This window comes from Ruegeria sp. BB10, assembly GCF_056535725.1.
Window position 1 is genome coordinate 940455 of the sequence record NZ_JBQFIW010000001.1, and the last position, 19158, is coordinate 959612.

22 protein-coding genes and 1 other RNA gene are annotated in these 19158 nt (G+C 55.8%); 13 read left to right on the top strand and 10 right to left on the bottom strand.

Annotated features, from left to right (window positions below; translation table 11 throughout):
• Nucleotides 1-49: 49 nt before the first annotated feature.
• The 3 genes from ACR3EP_RS04675 to fumC are packed head-to-tail and all read right to left on the bottom strand — an operon-like array spanning nucleotide 50 to nucleotide 1838.
• Nucleotides 50-271 (bottom strand): ribbon-helix-helix domain-containing protein, encoded by a 222-nt coding sequence (locus tag ACR3EP_RS04675; RefSeq protein ID WP_170348623.1) that lies wholly within the window; start codon nucleotides 269-271, stop codon nucleotides 50-52.
• Nucleotides 268-444: a DUF4169 family protein gene (locus tag ACR3EP_RS04680; RefSeq protein WP_170358349.1), complete on the bottom strand. Its 177-nt coding sequence runs from the start codon at nucleotides 442-444 to the stop codon at nucleotides 268-270. The genes ACR3EP_RS04675 and ACR3EP_RS04680 overlap by 4 nt, the downstream gene beginning before the upstream one ends.
• Nucleotides 444-1838, bottom strand: a complete 1395-nt coding sequence (gene fumC / locus ACR3EP_RS04685; protein ID WP_170358351.1) for a class II fumarate hydratase — start codon at nucleotides 1836-1838, stop codon at nucleotides 444-446. The genes ACR3EP_RS04680 and fumC overlap by 1 nt, the downstream gene beginning before the upstream one ends.
• A 27-nt stretch (nucleotides 1839-1865) precedes the next feature.
• Between fumC and ACR3EP_RS04690 the strand changes: the two genes are divergently transcribed.
• Nucleotides 1866-2597, top strand: a complete 732-nt coding sequence (locus ACR3EP_RS04690; protein WP_480636559.1) for a PH domain-containing protein — start codon at nucleotides 1866-1868, stop codon at nucleotides 2595-2597.
• Nucleotides 2598-2609: 12 nt separating this feature from the next.
• On the opposite strand, the gene ACR3EP_RS04695 is transcribed toward ACR3EP_RS04690, so the two are convergent.
• From ACR3EP_RS04695 to ACR3EP_RS04725, 7 genes are all read right to left on the bottom strand, one after another.
• Nucleotides 2610-3068, bottom strand: coding sequence for an SspB family protein (locus tag ACR3EP_RS04695; protein WP_170348627.1), 459 nt, complete (start codon nucleotides 3066-3068; stop codon nucleotides 2610-2612).
• Nucleotides 3069-3144: 76 nt separating this feature from the next.
• The gene (gene chrA / locus ACR3EP_RS04700) at nucleotides 3145-4398 is read right to left on the bottom strand and encodes a chromate efflux transporter (protein WP_480636561.1); all 1254 of its coding nucleotides are present in this window, start codon (nucleotides 4396-4398) and stop codon (nucleotides 3145-3147) included.
• Entirely contained in the window at nucleotides 4395-5210 is an 816-nt protein-coding gene (locus ACR3EP_RS04705; RefSeq protein WP_480636563.1) for a chromate resistance protein ChrB domain-containing protein, read from the bottom strand. Before ACR3EP_RS04705 ends, chrA begins: the two co-directional genes overlap by 4 nt.
• A gap of 128 nt (nucleotides 5211-5338) precedes the next feature.
• Nucleotides 5339-5770, bottom strand: a complete 432-nt coding sequence (locus ACR3EP_RS04710) for an ester cyclase (protein ID WP_170513960.1) — start codon at nucleotides 5768-5770, stop codon at nucleotides 5339-5341.
• 101 nt (nucleotides 5771-5871) lie between these two features.
• Nucleotides 5872-6219, bottom strand: a transfer-messenger RNA (tmRNA) gene (gene ssrA, locus ACR3EP_RS04715).
• Between the two features lie 36 nt (nucleotides 6220-6255).
• Nucleotides 6256-6618 (bottom strand): DUF4345 family protein, encoded by a 363-nt coding sequence (locus ACR3EP_RS04720; RefSeq protein ID WP_480636565.1) that lies wholly within the window; start codon nucleotides 6616-6618, stop codon nucleotides 6256-6258.
• Between the two features lie 10 nt (nucleotides 6619-6628).
• A complete protein-coding gene (locus tag ACR3EP_RS04725) occupies nucleotides 6629-7360 on the bottom strand; it encodes a FadR/GntR family transcriptional regulator (RefSeq protein WP_480636567.1) in 732 nt (243 codons plus the stop codon).
• A gap of 86 nt (nucleotides 7361-7446) precedes the next feature.
• Here ACR3EP_RS04725 and ACR3EP_RS04730 point away from each other — a divergent pair, with 86 nt between their 5' ends.
• The 12 genes from ACR3EP_RS04730 to bamA all read left to right on the top strand — a co-directional run bounded on the left by ACR3EP_RS04730 (nucleotide 7447) and on the right by bamA (nucleotide 19157).
• The gene (locus ACR3EP_RS04730; RefSeq protein WP_170358364.1) at nucleotides 7447-8238 is read left to right on the top strand and encodes a DUF2182 domain-containing protein; all 792 of its coding nucleotides are present in this window, start codon (nucleotides 7447-7449) and stop codon (nucleotides 8236-8238) included.
• Nucleotides 8239-8242: 4 nt separating this feature from the next.
• Nucleotides 8243-8947 (top strand): DUF1326 domain-containing protein, encoded by a 705-nt coding sequence (locus ACR3EP_RS04735; RefSeq protein WP_170348634.1) that lies wholly within the window; start codon nucleotides 8243-8245, stop codon nucleotides 8945-8947.
• Nucleotides 8947-9453, top strand: coding sequence for a DinB family protein (locus ACR3EP_RS04740; protein ID WP_480636570.1), 507 nt, complete (start codon nucleotides 8947-8949; stop codon nucleotides 9451-9453). Before ACR3EP_RS04735 ends, ACR3EP_RS04740 begins: the two co-directional genes overlap by 1 nt.
• Nucleotides 9454-10557, top strand: a complete 1104-nt coding sequence (locus ACR3EP_RS04745) for a dimethylsulfoniopropionate demethylase (RefSeq protein ID WP_480636571.1) — start codon at nucleotides 9454-9456, stop codon at nucleotides 10555-10557.
• Nucleotides 10558-10656: 99 nt separating this feature from the next.
• Nucleotides 10657-11652, top strand: coding sequence for an acryloyl-CoA reductase (gene acuI, locus ACR3EP_RS04750; RefSeq protein WP_480636573.1), 996 nt, complete (start codon nucleotides 10657-10659; stop codon nucleotides 11650-11652).
• Between the two features lie 186 nt (nucleotides 11653-11838).
• Nucleotides 11839-12402, top strand: a complete 564-nt coding sequence (gene frr / locus ACR3EP_RS04755) for a ribosome recycling factor (RefSeq protein WP_170348638.1) — start codon at nucleotides 11839-11841, stop codon at nucleotides 12400-12402.
• A gap of 8 nt (nucleotides 12403-12410) precedes the next feature.
• Nucleotides 12411-13142, top strand: a complete 732-nt coding sequence (locus tag ACR3EP_RS04760; protein ID WP_480636575.1) for an isoprenyl transferase — start codon at nucleotides 12411-12413, stop codon at nucleotides 13140-13142.
• Nucleotides 13139-13921 (top strand): phosphatidate cytidylyltransferase, encoded by a 783-nt coding sequence (locus tag ACR3EP_RS04765; protein WP_480636576.1) that lies wholly within the window; start codon nucleotides 13139-13141, stop codon nucleotides 13919-13921. The genes ACR3EP_RS04760 and ACR3EP_RS04765 overlap by 4 nt, the downstream gene beginning before the upstream one ends.
• Entirely contained in the window at nucleotides 13921-15093 is a 1173-nt protein-coding gene (dxr, locus tag ACR3EP_RS04770) for a 1-deoxy-D-xylulose-5-phosphate reductoisomerase (protein ID WP_480636578.1), read from the top strand. Before ACR3EP_RS04765 ends, dxr begins: the two co-directional genes overlap by 1 nt.
• A gap of 4 nt (nucleotides 15094-15097) precedes the next feature.
• Nucleotides 15098-16450, top strand: a complete 1353-nt coding sequence (gene rseP, locus ACR3EP_RS04775; RefSeq protein ID WP_480636579.1) for an RIP metalloprotease RseP — start codon at nucleotides 15098-15100, stop codon at nucleotides 16448-16450.
• Between the two features lie 90 nt (nucleotides 16451-16540).
• Nucleotides 16541-16669, top strand: coding sequence for a hypothetical protein (locus ACR3EP_RS04780; protein ID WP_264187062.1), 129 nt, complete (start codon nucleotides 16541-16543; stop codon nucleotides 16667-16669).
• 127 nt (nucleotides 16670-16796) lie between these two features.
• Nucleotides 16797-19157 carry an outer membrane protein assembly factor BamA gene (gene bamA / locus ACR3EP_RS04785; RefSeq protein ID WP_170375233.1) on the top strand — a complete coding sequence of 787 codons (2361 nt, stop codon included), beginning with the start codon at nucleotides 16797-16799 and terminating at the stop codon, nucleotides 19155-19157.
• The last annotated feature ends 1 nt before the right edge of the window (nucleotide 19158 follow it).

Genomic DNA, 19158 nt, shown 5'->3' on the forward strand with positions numbered 1-19158 from the left:
CCTTTTGTTCCAGATCAGGGTACATGCAAAGGAAACAGGGTGACAAGCATCAATCGCGGGTGCGGTACCAATTCAGAACATAGACGCGAATGGCTGAAGCTAGACCGATATCGGGGTCACGTTCGACGTCAATCTCAGCCGCCAACGCATTTATTGCCATTTCTTTTTCTTTCGAAATGTCGCGAAAGGCTTGCCAGAACTCATCCTCAAGGGACACCGAAGTACGATGACCTTTCAAAGTCAGTGAGCGTTTGACCGGGCGACCGCTCATTCATCCAACTCGTGATTGTCCATGTCGCGGCGCTGTTTGTCCTGTTCGAACTTGGCCTCGACCTTTTCGACCTTGTTGCGCCCGAATTTGACAGCGTTCTGGTCGGCGCGGGCCTTTTTCTCGGCCCGAGCCTTTGCTTTTCTGTACCGGTTCAGATTGACCGGCTTACCCATCAGTCTTTCGGGCCGATCATATGTTCGGGGCGGACAACGGCGTCAAAGGTCTCTTCATCCACAAAGCCCAGCGCGATGGCCTCTTCCTTGAGGGTGGTGCCGTTTTTGTGTGCGGTTTTGGCAACCTTTGTGGCGTTGTCATAGCCAATCGTCGGGGCTAGAGCGGTCACCAGCATCAGCGATTCCTTCATCAGCTTGTCGATGCGCGGCTCGTTAGCCTTGATGCCCAGCAGCATCCGCTCGGTAAAGCTGTCGGTTGCGTCGCCCAGCAGTTGAATCGATTGCAGCAGGTTGTAGGACATCATCGGGTTATAGACGTTCAGCTGGAAGTGACCTTGCGAACCGGCAAACTTCATCGCTGCGTCATTGCCCATGACATGCGCGGCCACTTGGGTCAGCGCCTCGGCCTGTGTTGGGTTCACCTTACCCGGCATGATTGACGAGCCAGGTTCGTTTTCCGGCAAGATCAACTCACCCAGACCAGAACGTGGGCCGGAACCCAGCAGACGGATGTCGTTGGCGATTTTGTAGCAAGAGCCCGCGATGGTCGCCAAAGCGCCCGACAGGAACACCATGGCGTCATGGGCGGCCAGTGCCTCGAACTTGTTCGGTGCGGTGATGAAGGGCAGGCCGGTGATGTCTGCCATGTTCTTGGCCACAGCCTCATCCCAGCCGTTATGAGTGTTCAGGCCAGTACCAACAGCCGTACCACCTTGCGCCAGTTCATAAATTCCGGGCATCGACGCATGGACACGGGCGATACCCTGACGGATCTGGTGCGCATAACCGCCAAATTCCTGTTCTAGCGTCAGTGGCGTCGCGTCCTGAGTATGGGTCCGGCCGATTTTGATGATGCCTGCAAACTCTTTTGCTTTGGCTTCCAGCGCCGAAGCGAATTTTTCAAGACCCGGCAACAGCACATCGCGCACGCTCATCGCGGTAGCGATATGCATGGCGGTGGGGAAGGTGTCGTTCGACGATTGACCCATGTTGCAGTGGTCGTTGGGGTGAACAGGCTCTTTCGAACCAATAACGCCGCCGAGGATTTCGATCGCGCGGTTGGCTATCACCTCGTTCGAGTTCATGTTCGACTGCGTACCCGAACCGGTCTGCCAGACGACCAGAGGAAAATTGTCGTCAAACTTGCCTTCGATCACTTCGCCAGCGGCTTGAATGATTGCATCCGCGATCTTTGCATCCAGCTTACCAATGGCTTTGTTTTCCATCGCACAGGCTTTTTTGATCACGCCCAGCGCGCGCACGATGGCAACGGGTTGCTTTTCCCAACCGATCGGGAAGTTCATGATCGATCGCTGCGTTTGGGCACCCCAATACTTGTCAGAAGGAACCTCCAACGGGCCAAAGCTGTCGGATTCGGTGCGGGTCTGAGACATCTGTCACTCCGTAGTGTATACGTTCGTATGCCATTTACCCGCAACATAGTTGCAGAGCAATCGGCCAGTTGCGCGCACCATAAACTTAAGGGTGCCAGAGGTATAGGTGGAAGGGACGGTGAAATTTCTTGTGAATCGCATTGTGCGTGCATACGTGTCCGCTACAATAACAGGATCACCATATTGGAGGCTCCGGTGGGCAAATTGGTTCAGACTTATTCCTTGAAATATATAGTCTTTTCGCTGGGCTTCCTGTTTTTGATCGCATTATCTGGCGTTCCTGTCCAAGCGGCGGATATTTCGCCTTTTGTCGGCGACTATGTTGGATCTGCAAGTGTTGTCGATGATGACGGTACCGAAACGCCACGCGACATGAGCGTGTCGATTCACGAGATGAAAAACGGTTTTAACATCAGTTGGACCACAACGACCTACAAGGCGGATGGCCGCATCAAGGAACAGAAATTCTCGATTGATTTCAAACAGTCCGACCGGGCAGATGTTTTTTCGGCTGCGATGAAACGCAATGTGTTCGGACACGAAGTACCGCTTGACCCGATGCAGGGCGAACCCTTTGTCTGGGGCCGGATCCAAGGTGATACTCTAACCGTATTTTCCCTGTTTATCGGCGAAACAGGCGACTACGAATTGCAGCAATATGACCGTACATTGGCTGAGGGCGGTCTGGACCTGTCGTTTTCGCGGTTCCGCAATGGGGAAAAGTCCCGTTCGGTCGAGACTTTTCTTAAAAAACAATAGTCTATTGAGCAATTATTTGCGGAAACTGTCCAGCGAGACGACCTCGGCGTCTTGTTGATCTGCCCCTTCCTCAACCTCGATTGATTCCTCGACGATGGGGTCGGCTTCTTCCTCATCATCGGGGCTTTCAAACCGCAAGCCGAATTCGACGGATGGGTCGACGAAGGTTTTGATCGCCGCATAAGGGATGTATAGTGGTTCCGGTGCGTCTCCAAAGTTCAGCGTGATGGCAAAGCCTTCGTCGCCGACCTCTAGATTTTCGAACCAGTGCTGCATGACAATTGTCATCTCTTCAGGGTACCGCTCGCGCAGCCAATCCGCCAGCTCAACGCCATCCTGACGCGTATCAAAGGTGATAAAGAAATGATGCGCCCCAGGCAGGCCATTATCGGCAACGCTGTTCAGAACGGATTTGATGAGCCCGCGCATCGCGGTGTGCATCAGGTTTCCATAGTCGATGTCTTGCGACATGTGTCATCCTCAAAAGTGGTTACCCTCAGCATAGGGGATTTCAACGGAAACGAAAGACCGGGTATGCGAGGATTGTTTAAAGGAAGTGAATTCCCGTTCCAATCATGGCCATGATGACCAGAGTTGTTGCCATCCCAAATTTAAACTTAAAAATCAATAGCCCAGCCAATAGTGTCAGGATCAGAGCGGCAGGATCCAGGGTGGCTGGATCGGGCCTGGGGATGGTCACCGGACCCCATGACTGTTGGGGAACAGTCTGAAACAGAACGTTCAGGCTGAACCATACTGACAGGTTAAGAATCACACCTACCACAGCGGCAGTAATCCCATGCAGCGCGGCGGACAACCTTGGGCGGGCCGCCAATTGGTCCAGATAGGGGGCGGCCAAAAAAATCCACAGAAAACACGGTACAAATGTGGCCCAAAGGGCAACCGCTCCAGCCGCAATCGCAAGCGGCGCCCCGCCGTTGATTTGACCGGTCAACATGGCGACAAACTGTGTCACCAGAATCAACGGCCCCGGAGTCGTTTCGGCCAAACCCAGCGCGTCGATCATCTGATCTGTGCTGACCCATTGATATTTTTCAACCACGGTCTGGGTCATATAGGCCAGAACAGCATAGGCCCCGCCAAACGTGACAACGGCAAGGCGAGCAAAAAACCAGCCCAAATCGCTCAACAGTTTTTGTCCCGCCAAGGTCAATGCCAACAGTGGCCCCAGCCACAGGGCCAGCCAGATTGCGGCGGTGCCGAGCATGCCTTTGGCCTGTGGGGCAGGGGGTGCATCTGCGGTAGTGACCTCGCCGTTAAAGGTGACATAGCCCCAGATTGCTGCCGCCAGAATGATCAGCGGAAAGGGAAGGTTCAGCGCGAAAATCGCAAGAAAACCCAACCCTGCGATCACTCGATGCTGCTTGTCGGTCAGCGCTTTGCGCGACAGGTTCCTAAGAGCCTGAAGAACGATGACAATCACAGTTGCTTTCACACCCAAAAACCCAGCCTGCACCACTGGCAGGTCGCCAAACGCAGCATAAAGCCCCACGAGAATGGCGATGACAAACGCACCCGGTAGTACGAAAAGGGCACCTGCGATCAACCCGCCGGTCACACCACGCAGACGCCAACCGGCATAAGTGGCCAGTTGCATGGCCTCGGGGCCGGGCAGAAGCATGCACAGGGACAAGGCGCGCAGATAAGCCTGTTCGTCCAGCCACGGGCGTCTCTCGACCAGTTCCTGGTGCATCAGTGAGATTTGCGCGGCCGGCCCTCCGAACGACAACAACCCGATGCGGCCAAACACCCGGACAAGTTCTGAAAGGGATGGCGTCATGATTTGCGATCCGTTGGCCAGTCGTGACCCTCGTCAAACGCGTCCCGTGCCCAGCGGTACAGCGCGTCATACAGATGCAGCCCAGCCTCGAGGTTCTGGTGATCATCGCGGTATTGACGTGACAGGCCGACCGAGATTGCCAATAGTCCGGCAGCTTCGGGGGCGAGATCATGGCGATTGGTGTCGGCGGCCCGAACGACCGTGGCTAATCTGTCAAGCGCGGGCATGTGCAGCTGAAACTCGTCCAGCATGGTGTCAAAGGTGCAGAGATCCTGTCTGTGGGACCAAAACGTATTCTCTATATCGAACGGCGTTGCGTCAAAGGCCTCGGCGGTGGCTTGCACCTCGGACGGTGCCACGAATAGAAACTGCGCGTCCGGGTCGACAAAGCGGCGGATCAGCCAGGGGCATGCGATCCGATCGATTTTGGGCCGGTGACGCGTGACCCAGACGGATCGACCACCCTCGTGCCATGGTACGACCGAGGCTGGAACCCGCGGCGCGTCGGGCATATCCCGCCAGCCAAACATACCACCTTCCAGGTATTCCGCCACACAACCTTTGCTGCGCAGCCAAGAGACAACCCCTTGGCTGAGTTTTTTGCCCTTTTGGCAAATGATGACAGCCGCACGGTCGCCAATCCTTTCAGCGATCCCGTCGATATCTTTGGCGGGATGACGCAGTGAGCCGGGGATTAGATAGGGGTCAGCTGTGAAATCCTCATCCAGACATATGTCGACCAAAACCGGAGCCTGTGGCGTTCCGATTAGGCGCATCAGCTGTTTCGGGGTGATTGAATTGGGCGCAGGCATGGCATGTCTCCTGGTTTGGGCGGATACATGCGAAACTTGGGCTGGCGCCTCACGGGGCGTTCGCAATCTTACCCCATGATCTTTGCTTACGGCTAAGCGCCAAAGGGGTCAAGATTGCCTGAACCGCGTTACGCCCAATCGAGCCTTTGACCTGTCATGCAGACAGGCAAAGTGTCTTGCGGAAATTGCCCAAGTTGTTCGAACAAAGAGATGAAGTCGAATTGATTATAAGCCTCGACCATGCGACCATCCTTGACTCGCGCGAACACGCTGCCAGTGGCCATTAGCGGGGCGCCATTGTCGGCCCGCGTCGTGCTGACGTGCAAAATGGCAGAAACCCAGTCCCCATCTTCGACGATCTTTGGAATTTCGACCTTGATGTCCCCAAGAACGTGACGAAACGCCATGACCAGATCGCGGAAATCATCCGCGCCGACCTGCATTTCGGGGATCAACCCTTCGGCCATCGTATCAGCGCTAAAATACTGATCTATCGCATCAAGGTTCCCGTTTTCCCAAACCTCGGAATACCATCCTTTGACGACATCTGTATGGGACATCCCGACTCTCCTTTTTCTGTCGGGGTCAGCATGAGACCAAAGGGTGAATAAACTCTGAACGTGAACAAGATCAGGGTTAAAACAGCAGACATTAAGGAGAAAATGCAGGTTTCTGTTGCCAGGTACCTGCGAACCCCGCCTTACGCGGCTAGGCGCAAGGACTTAAGTTTCGGTCTTGTTACTGCTTACGCAGCAACTGCAACCGGAGCACGATTGTCGTTTGCAATTGTACTATTTTCGCCGGTAACGGTGGCAGACAGCCGAGACAAAGCTAACACCTTTAGACGTTCGTCGATCCTATTTCGGCCCCAAAATCCTCAAACGAAGGATGGTTGGTGGAGCCGCCGGGTACCGCCCCCGGGTCCGATCCGCTTATTACGAGCGCGTTTATGTCCATAGTCCCGAAAGACATATCCTATATAGGTGAGCGCGCGCGTGGATGCAAACCAGGATTTCTAATCTACGCTTGCTTTAGAAACAGATGCTTACGCGGCCCTGTTGATGTTCGCCAAGACCAACCACAGCGCCAGGGCCAATTCGATTCCTCCGAATGCCATGGCTTTGATGAGTGGCGGATTGTCAAGAATGACCGAGACAAACCTCCCAAGCGCCGCGCCCGCATAAACAACGCCCAACATGGCATAAGCCATAGGATTGTTCAGCCACAGCACCACCGCGCCGGTTACGACAAATAGCCCACCGACTGATGCGCGCATCTCGCTAAGACCCATGTTGCTGTCGGTTGGTGTCAAATCCAACGAGGCCGCAGTGAACGCGGGCGCCAGAAATCCGAAGAGGCCAAAACCTATGGTCAAGAGGGCGGCAATTACGTTCAGCGCTGTAGTCATCTGTCCCTCATCAAGCAGGTTTACGATGTTGCTGGGCGACATCCTGGGCCAGCTTACGGGTGTATTCTTCTAGCTCAACTAGTTTTGCATCAACCTTTGCCGCATCCCTTTCTTCCAGCGCATCGGCAATCTGATTGTGCAAGGAGATGATTTGTTCACGCGATCGGGCGGTGAAGGTGATCATGTTCATCAAGGGCTGCATGGCCTCGACAGCGCCGGCCAACTGGTAAGAGAGCACCGGGTTGTCGGCACCATCTACCAAGGCCCGATGGAATGTGACGTCTGAAGCGCAAAAGGCCTCATCCGAAAGCCCAGGCTGTGCCTGACGGAAAATCTCGGCCCGCATGGTGGCCAGTTGATCGGCCGTTCGGCGTTGCGCAGCCAGGGGCGCGCAGGCGCGTTCCAGCGCAAAGCGAGCCTCACAAGCGGTTTCAAAGCTGACCTCATTCATCGACAACAAAAGTGTTGAGGTTGTGATTTGCTGCGAATGCGCATCCTCAAAGCGGATCCGATTAACAAAAGCCCCCCCGCTGGCGCCCCGTTGCGTTCGGATCAAGGATTGCGCGGCTAGACGTTTCAATGCCTCGCGCACCGTGGGGCGAGAGACCTGAAACTGATCGGACAGTTCTGCCTCGGACGGCAAACGCTCATCCACGATCAATTCACCCGAGATGATGGCATCACGGATGGCCTGCGCGATTTGCGCGGACAAATCGGCGGGTTTTCGTGGGTCGATTTTCATATTCCGGGGACCGTTGGTAAGATTTTATTTGTCTGACATTTAAAAGTCTGACATTTGAATTGCAAGGACTGAGTCGGGAGGGACGCATGAGTCGCGCAGTTCTACGCAGCGGTTTGTGGCTTGGGTTTTACAGCCTGATTCTGTGGGCCTGGTGGATGATGTTCACCATGAGCCGCGGAATGGATCTGGATTGGATCGGGCGCCCCGGCCCAATGGGGCAAGCGATGGCCGCCATGGATCCGCGCATGGATATGTACATGCCGATGGCCGAATTTAGCCCGCTGTTCTGGATGTGGGCCATCATGATGGCCGCAATGATGTTGCCGACCCTTGTGCCGACCTTGCGCAGCTATGATGACCTGATCCACAGCGCCAATGGCACACGAGCTGGTTGGCTGGGCGTTCTGGCGGGGTATTTCATCGTCTGGGTCGGGTTCGCAGCGCTGATCACGGGGGTTCAGCTGGTTTTACTGTTCGGTGGCGTTGTCGACATGCTGGGCATCGCCAAATCCAGCTTTGTGGCCGGTGGTTTGATGATCGCAGTTGGCGCTTTTCAGTTCACTCGCGCGAAAGAGGTCTGCCACGGAGTTTGCCACGCGCCCATGACCTATTTTCTAGTTCATTGGAAAACCGGTTTCACAGGCGGGTTGCGCATGGGCCTGGGGCTGGGTGCCTTTTGCGTCGGATGTTGTTGGGGCTTTATGGCGCTGGGTTTCGTTGGAGGCGTCATGAGCTTGCTTTGGATGGGGTTGGCGACTCTGTTCATGGTTTTGGAAAAATTGCCTCAGATCGGTCATGCAGTGACGCGACCAATGGGGTTTGCTCTAGTTGCAGGGGGGATTCTCCTGTTGATCTATCCCTTTATTTTCGGAGGATAAGTATATGGCTAAGAACAGAAAACCTGAAGCCGACAGGTTGCCGATCAGCCAACGTATCGACAGTCGTATGCCAAATCCCAAGCGGCGCGAGATGAGTCCTACTGATTGGGTCATCAAGGGAGAGTTGATCCTCAACTGCTCGTGCGATGTGTTTTGCCCCTGCGTTGTATCACTGGGGGCGCATCCTCCGACCGAAGGGCATTGCCACGCGTGGATGGGGGTCATCATCGATGAAGGCCATTACGAGGGCGAGGACCTGTCGGGTTTGAACGTTGGTCTGCTGGTCGACATTCCCGGTCGCATGGGCGAGGGCCAGTGGAAAGTCGCGGCCTATGTCGATGAACGCGCTAGCGGCAAGGCCTATAACGGTCTGCTGCAAATCTTCAGCGGACAGGCGGGCGGTACAACTGGTCTGTTCACCATGCTGGTCAGCGAGATCATCGGGGCCGAGCGGGCCCCTGTCCAGATCGAACGCGATGGCAACAAGCGCCGCATCGTAATCGGTCGCAAGATTCAGGGCGAGATTGAGATGTTGGCGGGTAAAGACCCCGAGCATCCGGTGATGGTTTCGAACTCGAAATACTGGATGGGACCGGATATCATCGTAGCGCGTGGAACCAAATCCAAGGTGCGTGATTACGGCCGCGTCTGGGATTTCGGCGGTAAATCGGCCGAGATTTGCCCGATTGACTGGCATGGACCAAAATAATGATCACCGGGGCCTATGCACAGGAAATGGCGCGGTATAATCAATGGCAGAACAGCCAGTTGTCCGCTTTTCTTCAAGACCTGACACCCGAGGAGTTAGCGAAAGATCGCGGCGCTTTTTTTGGCTCGATCATGGGGACTGCTAACCATCTTTTGTGGGGTAACTGGATTTGGATTTCGCGTTTTGATCAAAGCGATGGTCCAGGTGGCGGCATGCCGGAAAGTGTGTCTTTGTGCGCTGATCTGGCCGAGTGGTTGCCGCTGTGCAAAACAGTCGACGCCCGCATCTCCAATTGGGCTGGATCGCTTGAAGAGGACCTTCTGACTGGTGAATTCACGTGGTTCTCGGCGGCAAAAGAAGCTGACGTTACATTGCCCTACGCGCAATGCGTCATCCATATGTTCAACCATCAGACCCATCATCGCGGGCAATTGCACCAAATGCTGACCGAGACCGGATCAGCCGCACCTGTTAGCGATTTGGTGTTTATGCCAAAGGAGGTTTGAATGCCGCAAATTTCCTTATCCCGCCGGTTGCGGCGCACGCCCTTCTCAGACGGTGTCGAGGCTGCGGGAGTTAAAGCATACACGGTCTATAACCGCATGTTATTGCCCACAGTTTTCGAAAGCGTCGAGGAAGATTACAGGCATCTGAAATCCCACGTTCAGGTCTGGGATGTTTCCTGTGAACGGCAGGTTGAGCTGCGCGGCCCGGACGCGGGCAGATTGATGCAAATGCTGACGCCGCGTGATCTGCGGGGGATGCTGCCGGGGCAGTGCTTTTACGTGCCCATCGTCGATGAAACCGGTGGGATGCTGAACGATCCTGTGGCGGTGAAGTTGTCCGATGATCGTTGGTGGATTTCCATTGCTGACAGTGACCTGCTTTTTTGGGTCAAAGGGGTCGCCAACGGGTATCGGCTGGATGTTCTGGTGGATGAACCCGACGTGTCGCCCTTGGCGGTTCAGGGGCCCAAGGCGGATGACCTGATGGTGCGCGTATTCGGGGATCGCGTGCGGGATATCCGGTTTTTCAAATTCGATATGTTCGAATTCGAAGGGCGTGACCTGGCTGTGGCTCGGTCGGGTTATTCGAAACAGGGTGGGTTCGAGATCTATCTCGAAGGCACTGAAATAGGCATGCCATTGTGGAACGCCCTTTTTGCGGCGGGTGAGGACCTGCAGGTGCGGGCGGGCTGTCCCAACCTGATCGAGCGGATCGAAGGTGGTTTGCTGTCTTATGGCAATGACATGACCGACGACAACACGCCGCACGAATGTGGTTTGGGCAAGTTCTGTAATACTCACACCGCGATTGGGTGTATCGGTCGGGATGCATTGTTGCGTGTGGCTAAGGAAGGCCCGGTACAGCAGATTCGTCCAATTGCGATTGAGGGCGACGCAGTACCGCCCTGCGACCGACCGTGGTCTGTGTTCGCAGGTGGAAGGCGTGTGGGGCAGGTGACCTCAGCTGCGTGGTCCCCGGATTTCGGGACGAATGTCTCAATCGGTATGCTGCGATTAAGCCACTGGGAAGCAGGAACGATTGTCGAGGTTGAAACACCAGACGGCATGCGCCGCGCCACAGTGCAGGAGCGTTTCTGGATCTAAGGGAGGGTTTGGGCGTCGCCCTCGGCGCTACACGGCGCACCCGAACTCATTCAGCCAGGCGTAGAACGGCCTGGCGCTAGGAAAACGAAAGGAAATCGGATGTTCAACGCATTGGTGATGGAAAAGGATGAAGAGAGCGGCTTGGCCAGCCCCTCGGTCAAGCAGTTGTCTCTGGATGATTTACCAAATGGTGACGTGACCGTGGCGGTCGAGTATTCGACGGTGAATTACAAGGATGGTTTGTGTACGTCGCCAAAGGGTGGCGGGCTGGTGCGCAACTACCCACATGTACCGGGCATTGACTATGCCGGGACCGTCGAAGCGTCATCAGATGACCGCTATAAGCCCGGTGACAAGGTAGTTTTAACCGGCTGGCGCGTGGGTGAGGCGCATTGGGGCGGGTATTCGCAGAAAGCCAATGCGCTGGCCGAATGGTTGGTGCCCTTGCCCGATGGCTTGGATGCGCGCCAGGCAATGGCTGTAGGCACGGCCGGATTTACTGCGATGCTGGCTGTGATGGCGCTTGAGGATCACGGAATGACACCCGATCACGGGCCGGTTTTGGTAACCGGGGCCGCAGGTGGGGTCGGATCTGTGGCCACGGCCATTCTGTCCAATCTTGGCTACGAAGTGGCAGCTGTTACCGGTCGACCCGAGGCGGGGGATTACTTGAAATCTCTTGGGGCCAGCACAATCGTCCCGCGGGAAGAGCTGAACGAAACCACCAAGCGGCCTCTGGAAAGCGAAAGCTGGGCTGGCTGCGTTGATGCGGTCGGAGGAGAGATGCTGGCGCGCGTCCTGGGCCAGATGAAATACGGCGCCTCGGTCGCGGCTGTGGGGTTGGCGGGTGGTGCTGCCTTGCCTGCGACGGTCATCCCATTCCTTCTGCGCGGCGTAAATCTGCTGGGCATCGACAGCGTGATGCAGCCTTATGAAAATCGCGTCCGGGCGTGGCAACGTATCGCCACCGATCTGCCGATGGATAAGCTTGAGGCAATGGTTCAGCCAGCAACCCTTAACGATCTGCCGCAACTGGGCGCCGATATTCTGAAAGGTCAGGTCAAAGGCCGCGTCGTCGTTGACGTAAACGCCTGATCGGAAAAGCTTCCTTCAGACCGGCCGACTAGGATGTCGGCTGGCCTGTTTGGTATTTAATCAACCGAAAAAATGCTGAAGACACCTCTGGTCAATGGCGCATTTCCACATCATCATTGCTATACATCCCAATTGCGATGGCTTAGAAGCCATGCAAACAGCACCTGAATACGGGGAGTGAGCAGCATGTCTGACGATTTCGAACTGGATACCGATGATCTGAAACGGCGCATGGAAGGCGCCATGGCCAACCTCAGAACCGAATTCGCCTCGCTTCGGACCGGGCGGGCGTCGGCCTCGATGCTTGAGCCGGTGATGGTGGATGCCTATGGCTCGATGACTCCGATCAATCAGGTTGGGACGGTGAATGTACCCGAACCGCGCATGGTGACCGTCAACGTCTGGGACAAGGGTCTGGTGGGCAAGGTCGAAAAGGCGATCCGCGAAAGCGGGCTGGGGATCAATCCGCAGCTGAACGGTACGATCATCATGCTGCCGATCCCGGAACTGAACGAAGAACGCCGCCGCGAATTGGGCAAAGTTGCCGGGCAATATGCTGAACACGCCCGTGTCTCGATCCGGAATGTGCGCCGCGACGGGATGGATCAGGTCAAAAAAGCCAAAGCGGACGGTATGTCCGAGGATGATCAGAAATTCTGGGAATCCGAGGTTCAGGACCTGACCGATGAGATGATCAAATCTGTAGACGCCGCGCTTGAGACCAAGCAGGCCGAGATCATGCAGGTCTGAGACAGGGAATGCTCAACACCCCTCATACTTCGCCCGCGCTTGGGCCGCGCCATGTCGCTATTATCATGGACGGAAATGGTCGCTGGGCGCAGGCGCGTGGTCGGCCAAGACTGTTCGGACACCACGCCGGGGCGCGGCGCGTGCGCGAGGTGGTTGAGGCCTGCCCGGAACTTGGAATCAAATACCTGACGGTTTTTGCCTTTTCGACCGAGAACTGGAAACGCACGCAGGCTGAGGTTGCCGGGCTGATGAGCCTATTTCGGCGCTACATCATCAAAGAAACCCGGACTCTGAAGGAAAATGGTATCCGGGTTCGGTTCATTGGGGATCGCGTTCGATTGGACGCCAAGCTGATTGGCTTGATGGACGCGCTGGAAGAAGAAACCAAGAACAACGATCTGGTACACCTGACGGTCGCCCTGAATTACGGCGGTCGGGATGAGGTTGCGCGGGCCACCAAACGTCTTGCGCTGGACGTAGCCGAAGGACGGTTGCGCCCCGAAGATGTTGATGAAGAAACTCTGCCCAAGTATCTGGACACGCATGTTCTTCCTGATCCCGATCTGGTTATCCGGACCAGTGGAGAGGCGCGGATATCGAACTTCCTGCTGTGGCAATCGGCCTATTCCGAATATGAATTCATCGACACGCTCTGGCCGGATTTCACAGCGGCCGAGCTGGAACGGCTGTGCCGCAACTTTGGCTCTCGCGAGCGCCGGTTTGGGGCAGTGCGGGTATGAGCGACGGCCGATGGTCTGACCTAAGCGCCCGGGTTCTGTCCGCCGCCGTTTTAATTGCCATCGGCTCGGTCGAGGTTTGGCTGGGCGGCCTTTGGTTCGAAGCATTCATCGCAATTGCCTGCGGTTTGATGACCTGGGAGCTGGTGCGGATGATCGACCCGGACAAGGTCGGCGTGCGCGTTCAGCTTGGCATTCTGACCGGAGTGGCCGTCTTGATCAGCTACCACGTGCCGCCGCTTTTTAAGCTTCCGGTTCTGGTGGCTCCGGCTTTGGTTGGGGCGGGGCAGGTCGGTCGTTCGAAAACGACTTATGCGCTATTTGCCGTCTGGATTGCAGCATCTGGTCTGGGCTTCATCTCTATCCGCGAGACGATGGGCTTTGGCTGGATGGTTTGGCTGATTTCGGTGGTCGTGGCGACGGATGTAGCTGGGTACTTTGTTGGCAAAACCTTTGGGGGCCCTAAGTTCTGGCCCAAGGTCAGCCCCAAGAAAACATGGTCGGGCACTGCCGGAGGCTGGGCCGCAGCAGCCATCGTGGGGGCTGTTTTTGCGATCTATGCGGGATTTGGGTACATGTTTGTTGTGATCTCGGTTTTGGCCTCGATGGCCAGTCAAGCCGGAGATATCGTCGAAAGTGCGACCAAACGGAAATTCGGGGTCAAGGACAGTTCGAACCTGATCCCGGGACATGGCGGATTTCTCGACCGGTTTGACGGGATGATGGGGGCGGCCTTGTTCGTTCTGATCGCGGGTTTGATTTACTCCCCCGGGGGCATGTAATGCGCAGAGTTTCCATTTTCGGCGCGACCGGATCGGTCGGACAGAACACAATCGACCTGATTGACCGGAATCCGTCGGCCTATGACGTGGTGGCATTGACCGGTGGTGCAAATATCGAAAAGCTGGCCGACGATGCACGCCGACTGCAGGCTGATTTGGCCGTGACCGCGCATGAGGATCAGCTCGAGGAGCTGCGTGCTGCACTATCCGGCAGCGGTGTCGAGGCTGCGGCCGGACAGGCTGCGCTGACCGAAGCGGCAACGAGGCCAGCGGATTGGGTCATGTCGGCCATTGTCGGTGCGGCCGGATTGCCACCGGGTCTTGAGGCATTGAAACAAGGTGCGACCCTAGCCCTGGCAAACAAGGAAACGCTCGTTTGTGCCGGACCGTTGGTGTTGGAAACGGCGCGAAAACACAATGCCCGACTTTTGCCGGTGGACAGCGAACACTCTGCCGTGTTCCAGGCGCTGGTGGGCGAGGATATGGATGCAGTTGAACGGATCATTATCACCGCCAGCGGTGGCGCGTTCCGCGATTGGCCGTTGAGCGATCTGGTCAATGCCACGGTCGAGCAAGCCTCGAGCCATCCGAACTGGGATATGGGTCAGCGGATCACCATAGACAGCGCTTCGATGTTCAATAAAGCGCTCGAAGTGATCGAAACGCGGGAATTCTTTGGTGTTTCCCCTGATCAGATCGAAGTGTTGGTGCATCCCGAATCCATCGTGCATTCACTGGTTGGGTTCAATGACGGCGCGGTCATGGCGCATATGGGCACACCGGATATGCGCCATGCAATTGGCTATGCGCTGCACTGGCCGGATCGGCGCAAGCTACCGGTCGAACGTCTGAACCTGGCGAAACTGGGTCAGTTGCGCTTTCAGGACCCGGACGAGACCCGCTATCCAGCACTGCGCCTCGCCCGTAACGTGATGCAGCGCGGCGGTCTGTCAGGTGCGGTGTTCAACGCCGCGAAAGAGCGGGCGCTGGACCTGTTCATCGCACGCCGGGTCAGTTTTCCAGAGATGGCCCAGATCGTTGAAAGTGTATTGGACAGATTTGAGACGTCAGACGGCCTTCTTGATGCCTCTTTAACCCTTGATAACGTACTGCAAACGGACCATCTGGCACGTAAGTGGGCAGAAGAAGCCGTGATGCAGAAAGCAGGATAGAAACTTGGACGTAATCTCTCTGATCCCTCAATTCGGCAACTTGCTTTATACCATCGTTGCCTTTGTGATCGCCCTGTCCGTAATCGTCGCGGTACATGAATACGGCCATTATATCGTCGGTCGTTGGTCCGGCATCCATGCCGAGGTGTTCTCGGTCGGGTTTGGCCCGGTATTGTGGAGCCGTATCGACAAACGCGGAACACGTTGGCAGATCGCAGCCTTGCCTTTCGGCGGGTATGTCAAATTCCTTGGGGATGCCAACGCCGCATCCGGCAAGGACGAAGGCGCGATGCAGGAAATCACCGAGCAAACCCCCGAAGAGCTGCGCCGCACCATGCACGGCGCGCCCTTGTGGGCGCGGGCAGCTACCGTTGCCGCAGGGCCGGTGTTCAACTTTGTGATGTCCATTGTGGTGTTTGGCCTGATTTTTATGTCTCAGGGCGTTACGCGCGATCCTTTTACAGTCGGCGAATTGCGCTCGTTGCCTGGTTCGGTGCAGGAATTGCAGGACGGGGATGAAATCGTCGCAATTGCGGGTCTTCCCGTTCCTGATTTTGATCAGCAGGGGGCCTGGTCTGATTTTACGGATGCACTGCCTGTTGAACCGGAGTTGGATTACACGGTGATCCGCGATGGGCAGACACTGGATGTATCCGGCCCCTGGTTGTTCCCGGCGCTGATCCAACAGGTCGTTCCACGCAGCGCAGCCATGGATATCGATCTGAAGTCGGGCGACGTTATCACGGCCGTCAACGGCGATCCTATCTTTGCCTTTGAGCAGCTCAAAGAACATGTAGAGGGATCGGACGGCAAGGTTCTGTTGCTGAACGTTTGGCGCGACGGGGCCGAGCTTGAATTTGCCCTGGCCCCGCGTCGCACGGATGAGCCGCAGCCGGAAGGTGGCTTTGTGACCCATTGGCGCATCGGGATTGTGGGTGGAATGGCTTTGGAACCAGCGACGGAACCCGCGGGCCTTCTGGCATCTCTTTCCGGCGGTGTGCAGCAGACCATTCGTATCGTTGACGGCTCTTTGTCGGGCGTCTGGCATATGGTGACGGGGGCGATCAGCACCTGCAACATTTCCGGTCCCATCGGCATTGCGGAAACTTCGGGCGCTATGGCCAGTCAGGGTGCTCAGAATTTCATATTCTTTATTGCCGTTCTGTCGACCGCCGTAGGCTTGCTGAACCTGTTTCCCATTCCGGCATTGGATGGGGGCCATCTGGTATTCTATGCGTATGAGGCTATTGCAGGTAAACCACCCAGCGACGGTGTACTGCGCGTGCTTATGGGGGTTGGCGTATCGTTGATCCTTGGACTTATGGTCTTTTCGGTTACGAATGATCTGTTCTGCTGATTGAGGCATCGATCACAAGAAAATGCCCCAATTCCGCCTCAATTCTAGCTTAGGTTAATAGCCGGTAATTGAACCGTGTCAGAGGTAGTTATGACAAAGGCCCTGCGTAAATCCGCCAAAAGCTTTGGGTGCTTGTTCGTGTTGAACTGGGATACATTGCTGTTCTTCGGTGTGACTGCCGTGGCAATGGGCGGTTGGGCCTATTTGATCACTATGTGATTCTTAAGACCTGTTATTGAAACTACACAAGGCGGCCCACGGGCCGCTTTCTGTTTTGGTCTTTTGACAAGGCTAAATATTCTCGCTAATCAGCTTTAAAGTCCAAAAATATTGGGTAGTGAAAAATATGACTGATAGGCGAGGCGCGGGCACATCCTGCGGTGGGCAGAAGCCGAAAAACAAGATTTTGTGGCGGTCACTAACGTTAATATTCCTTCTTACATTGGTAGGTTTTGTACCGTTTCCGCAGGCCGCGTGGGCGCAAAATTTCGTCTTTAATTCGTTCGATGTCGAAGGCAACCGACGTATCGAAACCTCGACCATTATTGAACGTACAGGAATCGAGCCGGGCCAGTCGGTCACAGCGGGCGAATTGAACGATGCCTATCAGCGTTTGCTTGACAGTGGTGTTTTTGAGACAGTCGAATTGACGCCGCGTGGCAGTACGCTGGTTATCGAAGTTGAAGAATATCCGACAATCAATCAGATCAGCGTTGAAGGTAACAGCCGCGTAAAAGATGACGTGCTGCTTGAAGCGATCTCATCAGAGCCACGCCGCGTCTTTACACCGCAAGTCGCGGAGGCTGACGCCGACCTGATCGCCGAGATCTACTCGTCTCAGGGACGGGTGTCTGCAACGGTCATTCCCCGCATCATTCGCCGCAGTGACAACCGTGTCGATCTGGTATTCGAGGTCGCAGAAGGGACCACGATCGAAGTCGAGCGTGTGAGTTTTGTCGGCAACCGAGCTTATTCTGACCGGCGCCTGCGCAGGGTTCTGGAATCGAAACAGGCGAATATCCTGCGGACGTTTGTCAGCAGCGATACTTTCATTGCTGACCGGATCGAATTCGACAAACAGGTCATTCGGGATTTCTACTTGTCGCGTGGTTATGTCGATTTCCGCGTGAACAGCGCAAATGTGGAATTCACTCGCGAGCGCGACGCTTTCTTCTTGGTGATGAACATCACCGAAGGTCAAAAATTCTCATTTGGGCAGATCAGCACTGTCAGCGAAATTCCGGGTGTGGATCCTGCTCCGTATCAGGATGCACTGAAAATTCGACCGGGAGTGACTTACACTCCGATGCTGATCGAAAACTCGATTGCGCGGATGGAACGTCTCGGCATCAAGCAGGGCGTGGATTTCCTGCGTGTGGAGCCGCGCGTGACGCGCAACGCACGTGACCTGACGCTGGATGTGCAGTTTGTTCTGACCAAAGGCCCAAGGATTTTTGTCGAGCGGATCGATATTGAAGGCAACACAACCACGCTTGACCGCGTGATCCGTCGTCAATTCGATACGGTGGAAGGTGACCCCTTTAACCCGCGTGAGATCCGTCAGGCCGCCGAACGTATCCGGGCCTTGGGTTTCTTTGCTGCGGCCGATGTCGAACCGCGCGAAGGGTCTTCGCCCAGCCAGGTGATTGTGGATGTGGATGTAGAGGAACAGCCGACGGGTTCGCTGAGCCTGGGTGGTAGCTACTCAGTTTCTGATGGTTTCGGGGTTGCGATTGGCCTTCAGGAATCTAACTTCCTGGGACGCGGGCAAACAATTGGCGTCAATTTGTCGACTGCCCAGGATGCCGAACAATACACGTTGAACTTCTCAGAACCTTACCTGCTGGGGCGCAAACTTCGGTTTGATCTGGGATTGGGCCTGTCGACGACCAATTCAAGCTTTGCCAGCTATGACACCGAGACACTCTTCTTCCGGCCTCAGTTGAGCTATGCGATTGGCGAGTTGTCATCCCTGCGTCTGCGCTATGGTTGGCAAAACAGCGAAATGACCCAGCAAGGTGACGAAACTAACGGTGCAGTCATTTCGTCGGAAATCGATCAGGGTGAGCGTACCACCAGTTCTCTGGGTCTCTCGTACGTTTATGACAGCCGGATCGGAGGTCTGAACCCGAATGCAGGCGTCCTGTTTGAGGCCGGTATCGATGCTGCAGGACTGGGCGGCGACAACGAATACTTCAAGACGACGGCCCGTGGTGTCGCCCAGACACGTGTCTGGAACGAAGAAGTTGTTCTGCGTGCGTCGATGGAAGTCGGTGCGCTGCACTGGAGAGGTGATGATTTCAGCCGCACTATCGACCGCTTTGTTTTGGGACCCAGCATCTTCCGCGGGTTCGAGCCCGCGGGTCTTGGTCCGCGCGACTTGTCCAACGGACAGGATGACGCGATCGGGGGCAATTATTATTGGGTTGCGCGTTTGGAGTCGGATTTCCCGCTGGGTCTGCCCGAAGAATTCGGTCTGCGTGGCGGCGTGTTCTACGACTTTGGTAACTTGTACAATCTTAACGACGTCAATACGGCCGGTGCCAATATCGTCGGCGAAGACGGCTCGATCCGCCACGTAATTGGTGTGTCGGTTCTTTGGGAAACGCCGTTTGGTCCGCTGCGCTTCAACTTCTCGAAAGCGTTGAAAAAGGAAGACTTTGACAAAGAGCAGAACTTCGACCTGACGGTTCAGGCTCGGTTCTGAT

Excerpts from the sequence above, each read along its gene's own strand:
- ACR3EP_RS04675 (WP_170348623.1), bottom strand. The coding sequence starts at position 271 with ATGAGCGGTCGCCCGGTCAAACGCTCACTGACTTTGAAAGGTCATCGT.
- ACR3EP_RS04680 (WP_170358349.1), bottom strand. The coding sequence starts at position 444 with ATGGGTAAGCCGGTCAATCTGAACCGGTACAGAAAAGCAAAGGCTCGG.
- fumC (WP_170358351.1), bottom strand. The coding sequence starts at position 1,838 with ATGTCTCAGACCCGCACCGAATCCGACAGCTTTGGCCCGTTGGAGGTT.
- ACR3EP_RS04690 (WP_480636559.1), top strand. The coding sequence starts at position 1,866 with ATGCCATTTACCCGCAACATAGTTGCAGAGCAATCGGCCAGTTGCGCG.
- ACR3EP_RS04695 (WP_170348627.1), bottom strand. The coding sequence starts at position 3,068 with ATGTCGCAAGACATCGACTATGGAAACCTGATGCACACCGCGATGCGC.
- chrA (WP_480636561.1), bottom strand. The coding sequence starts at position 4,398 with ATGACGCCATCCCTTTCAGAACTTGTCCGGGTGTTTGGCCGCATCGGG.
- ACR3EP_RS04705 (WP_480636563.1), bottom strand. The coding sequence starts at position 5,210 with ATGCCTGCGCCCAATTCAATCACCCCGAAACAGCTGATGCGCCTAATC.
- ACR3EP_RS04710 (WP_170513960.1), bottom strand. The coding sequence starts at position 5,770 with ATGTCCCATACAGATGTCGTCAAAGGATGGTATTCCGAGGTTTGGGAA.
- ACR3EP_RS04720 (WP_480636565.1), bottom strand. The coding sequence starts at position 6,618 with ATGACTACAGCGCTGAACGTAATTGCCGCCCTCTTGACCATAGGTTTT.
- ACR3EP_RS04725 (WP_480636567.1), bottom strand. The coding sequence starts at position 7,360 with ATGAAAATCGACCCACGAAAACCCGCCGATTTGTCCGCGCAAATCGCG.
- ACR3EP_RS04730 (WP_170358364.1), top strand. The coding sequence starts at position 7,447 with ATGAGTCGCGCAGTTCTACGCAGCGGTTTGTGGCTTGGGTTTTACAGC.
- ACR3EP_RS04735 (WP_170348634.1), top strand. The coding sequence starts at position 8,243 with ATGGCTAAGAACAGAAAACCTGAAGCCGACAGGTTGCCGATCAGCCAA.
- ACR3EP_RS04740 (WP_480636570.1), top strand. The coding sequence starts at position 8,947 with ATGATCACCGGGGCCTATGCACAGGAAATGGCGCGGTATAATCAATGG.
- ACR3EP_RS04745 (WP_480636571.1), top strand. The coding sequence starts at position 9,454 with ATGCCGCAAATTTCCTTATCCCGCCGGTTGCGGCGCACGCCCTTCTCA.
- acuI (WP_480636573.1), top strand. The coding sequence starts at position 10,657 with ATGTTCAACGCATTGGTGATGGAAAAGGATGAAGAGAGCGGCTTGGCC.
- frr (WP_170348638.1), top strand. The coding sequence starts at position 11,839 with ATGTCTGACGATTTCGAACTGGATACCGATGATCTGAAACGGCGCATG.
- ACR3EP_RS04760 (WP_480636575.1), top strand. The coding sequence starts at position 12,411 with ATGCTCAACACCCCTCATACTTCGCCCGCGCTTGGGCCGCGCCATGTC.
- ACR3EP_RS04765 (WP_480636576.1), top strand. The coding sequence starts at position 13,139 with ATGAGCGACGGCCGATGGTCTGACCTAAGCGCCCGGGTTCTGTCCGCC.
- dxr (WP_480636578.1), top strand. The coding sequence starts at position 13,921 with ATGCGCAGAGTTTCCATTTTCGGCGCGACCGGATCGGTCGGACAGAAC.
- ACR3EP_RS04780 (WP_264187062.1), top strand. The coding sequence starts at position 16,541 with ATGACAAAGGCCCTGCGTAAATCCGCCAAAAGCTTTGGGTGCTTGTTC.
- bamA (WP_170375233.1), top strand. The coding sequence starts at position 16,797 with ATGACTGATAGGCGAGGCGCGGGCACATCCTGCGGTGGGCAGAAGCCG.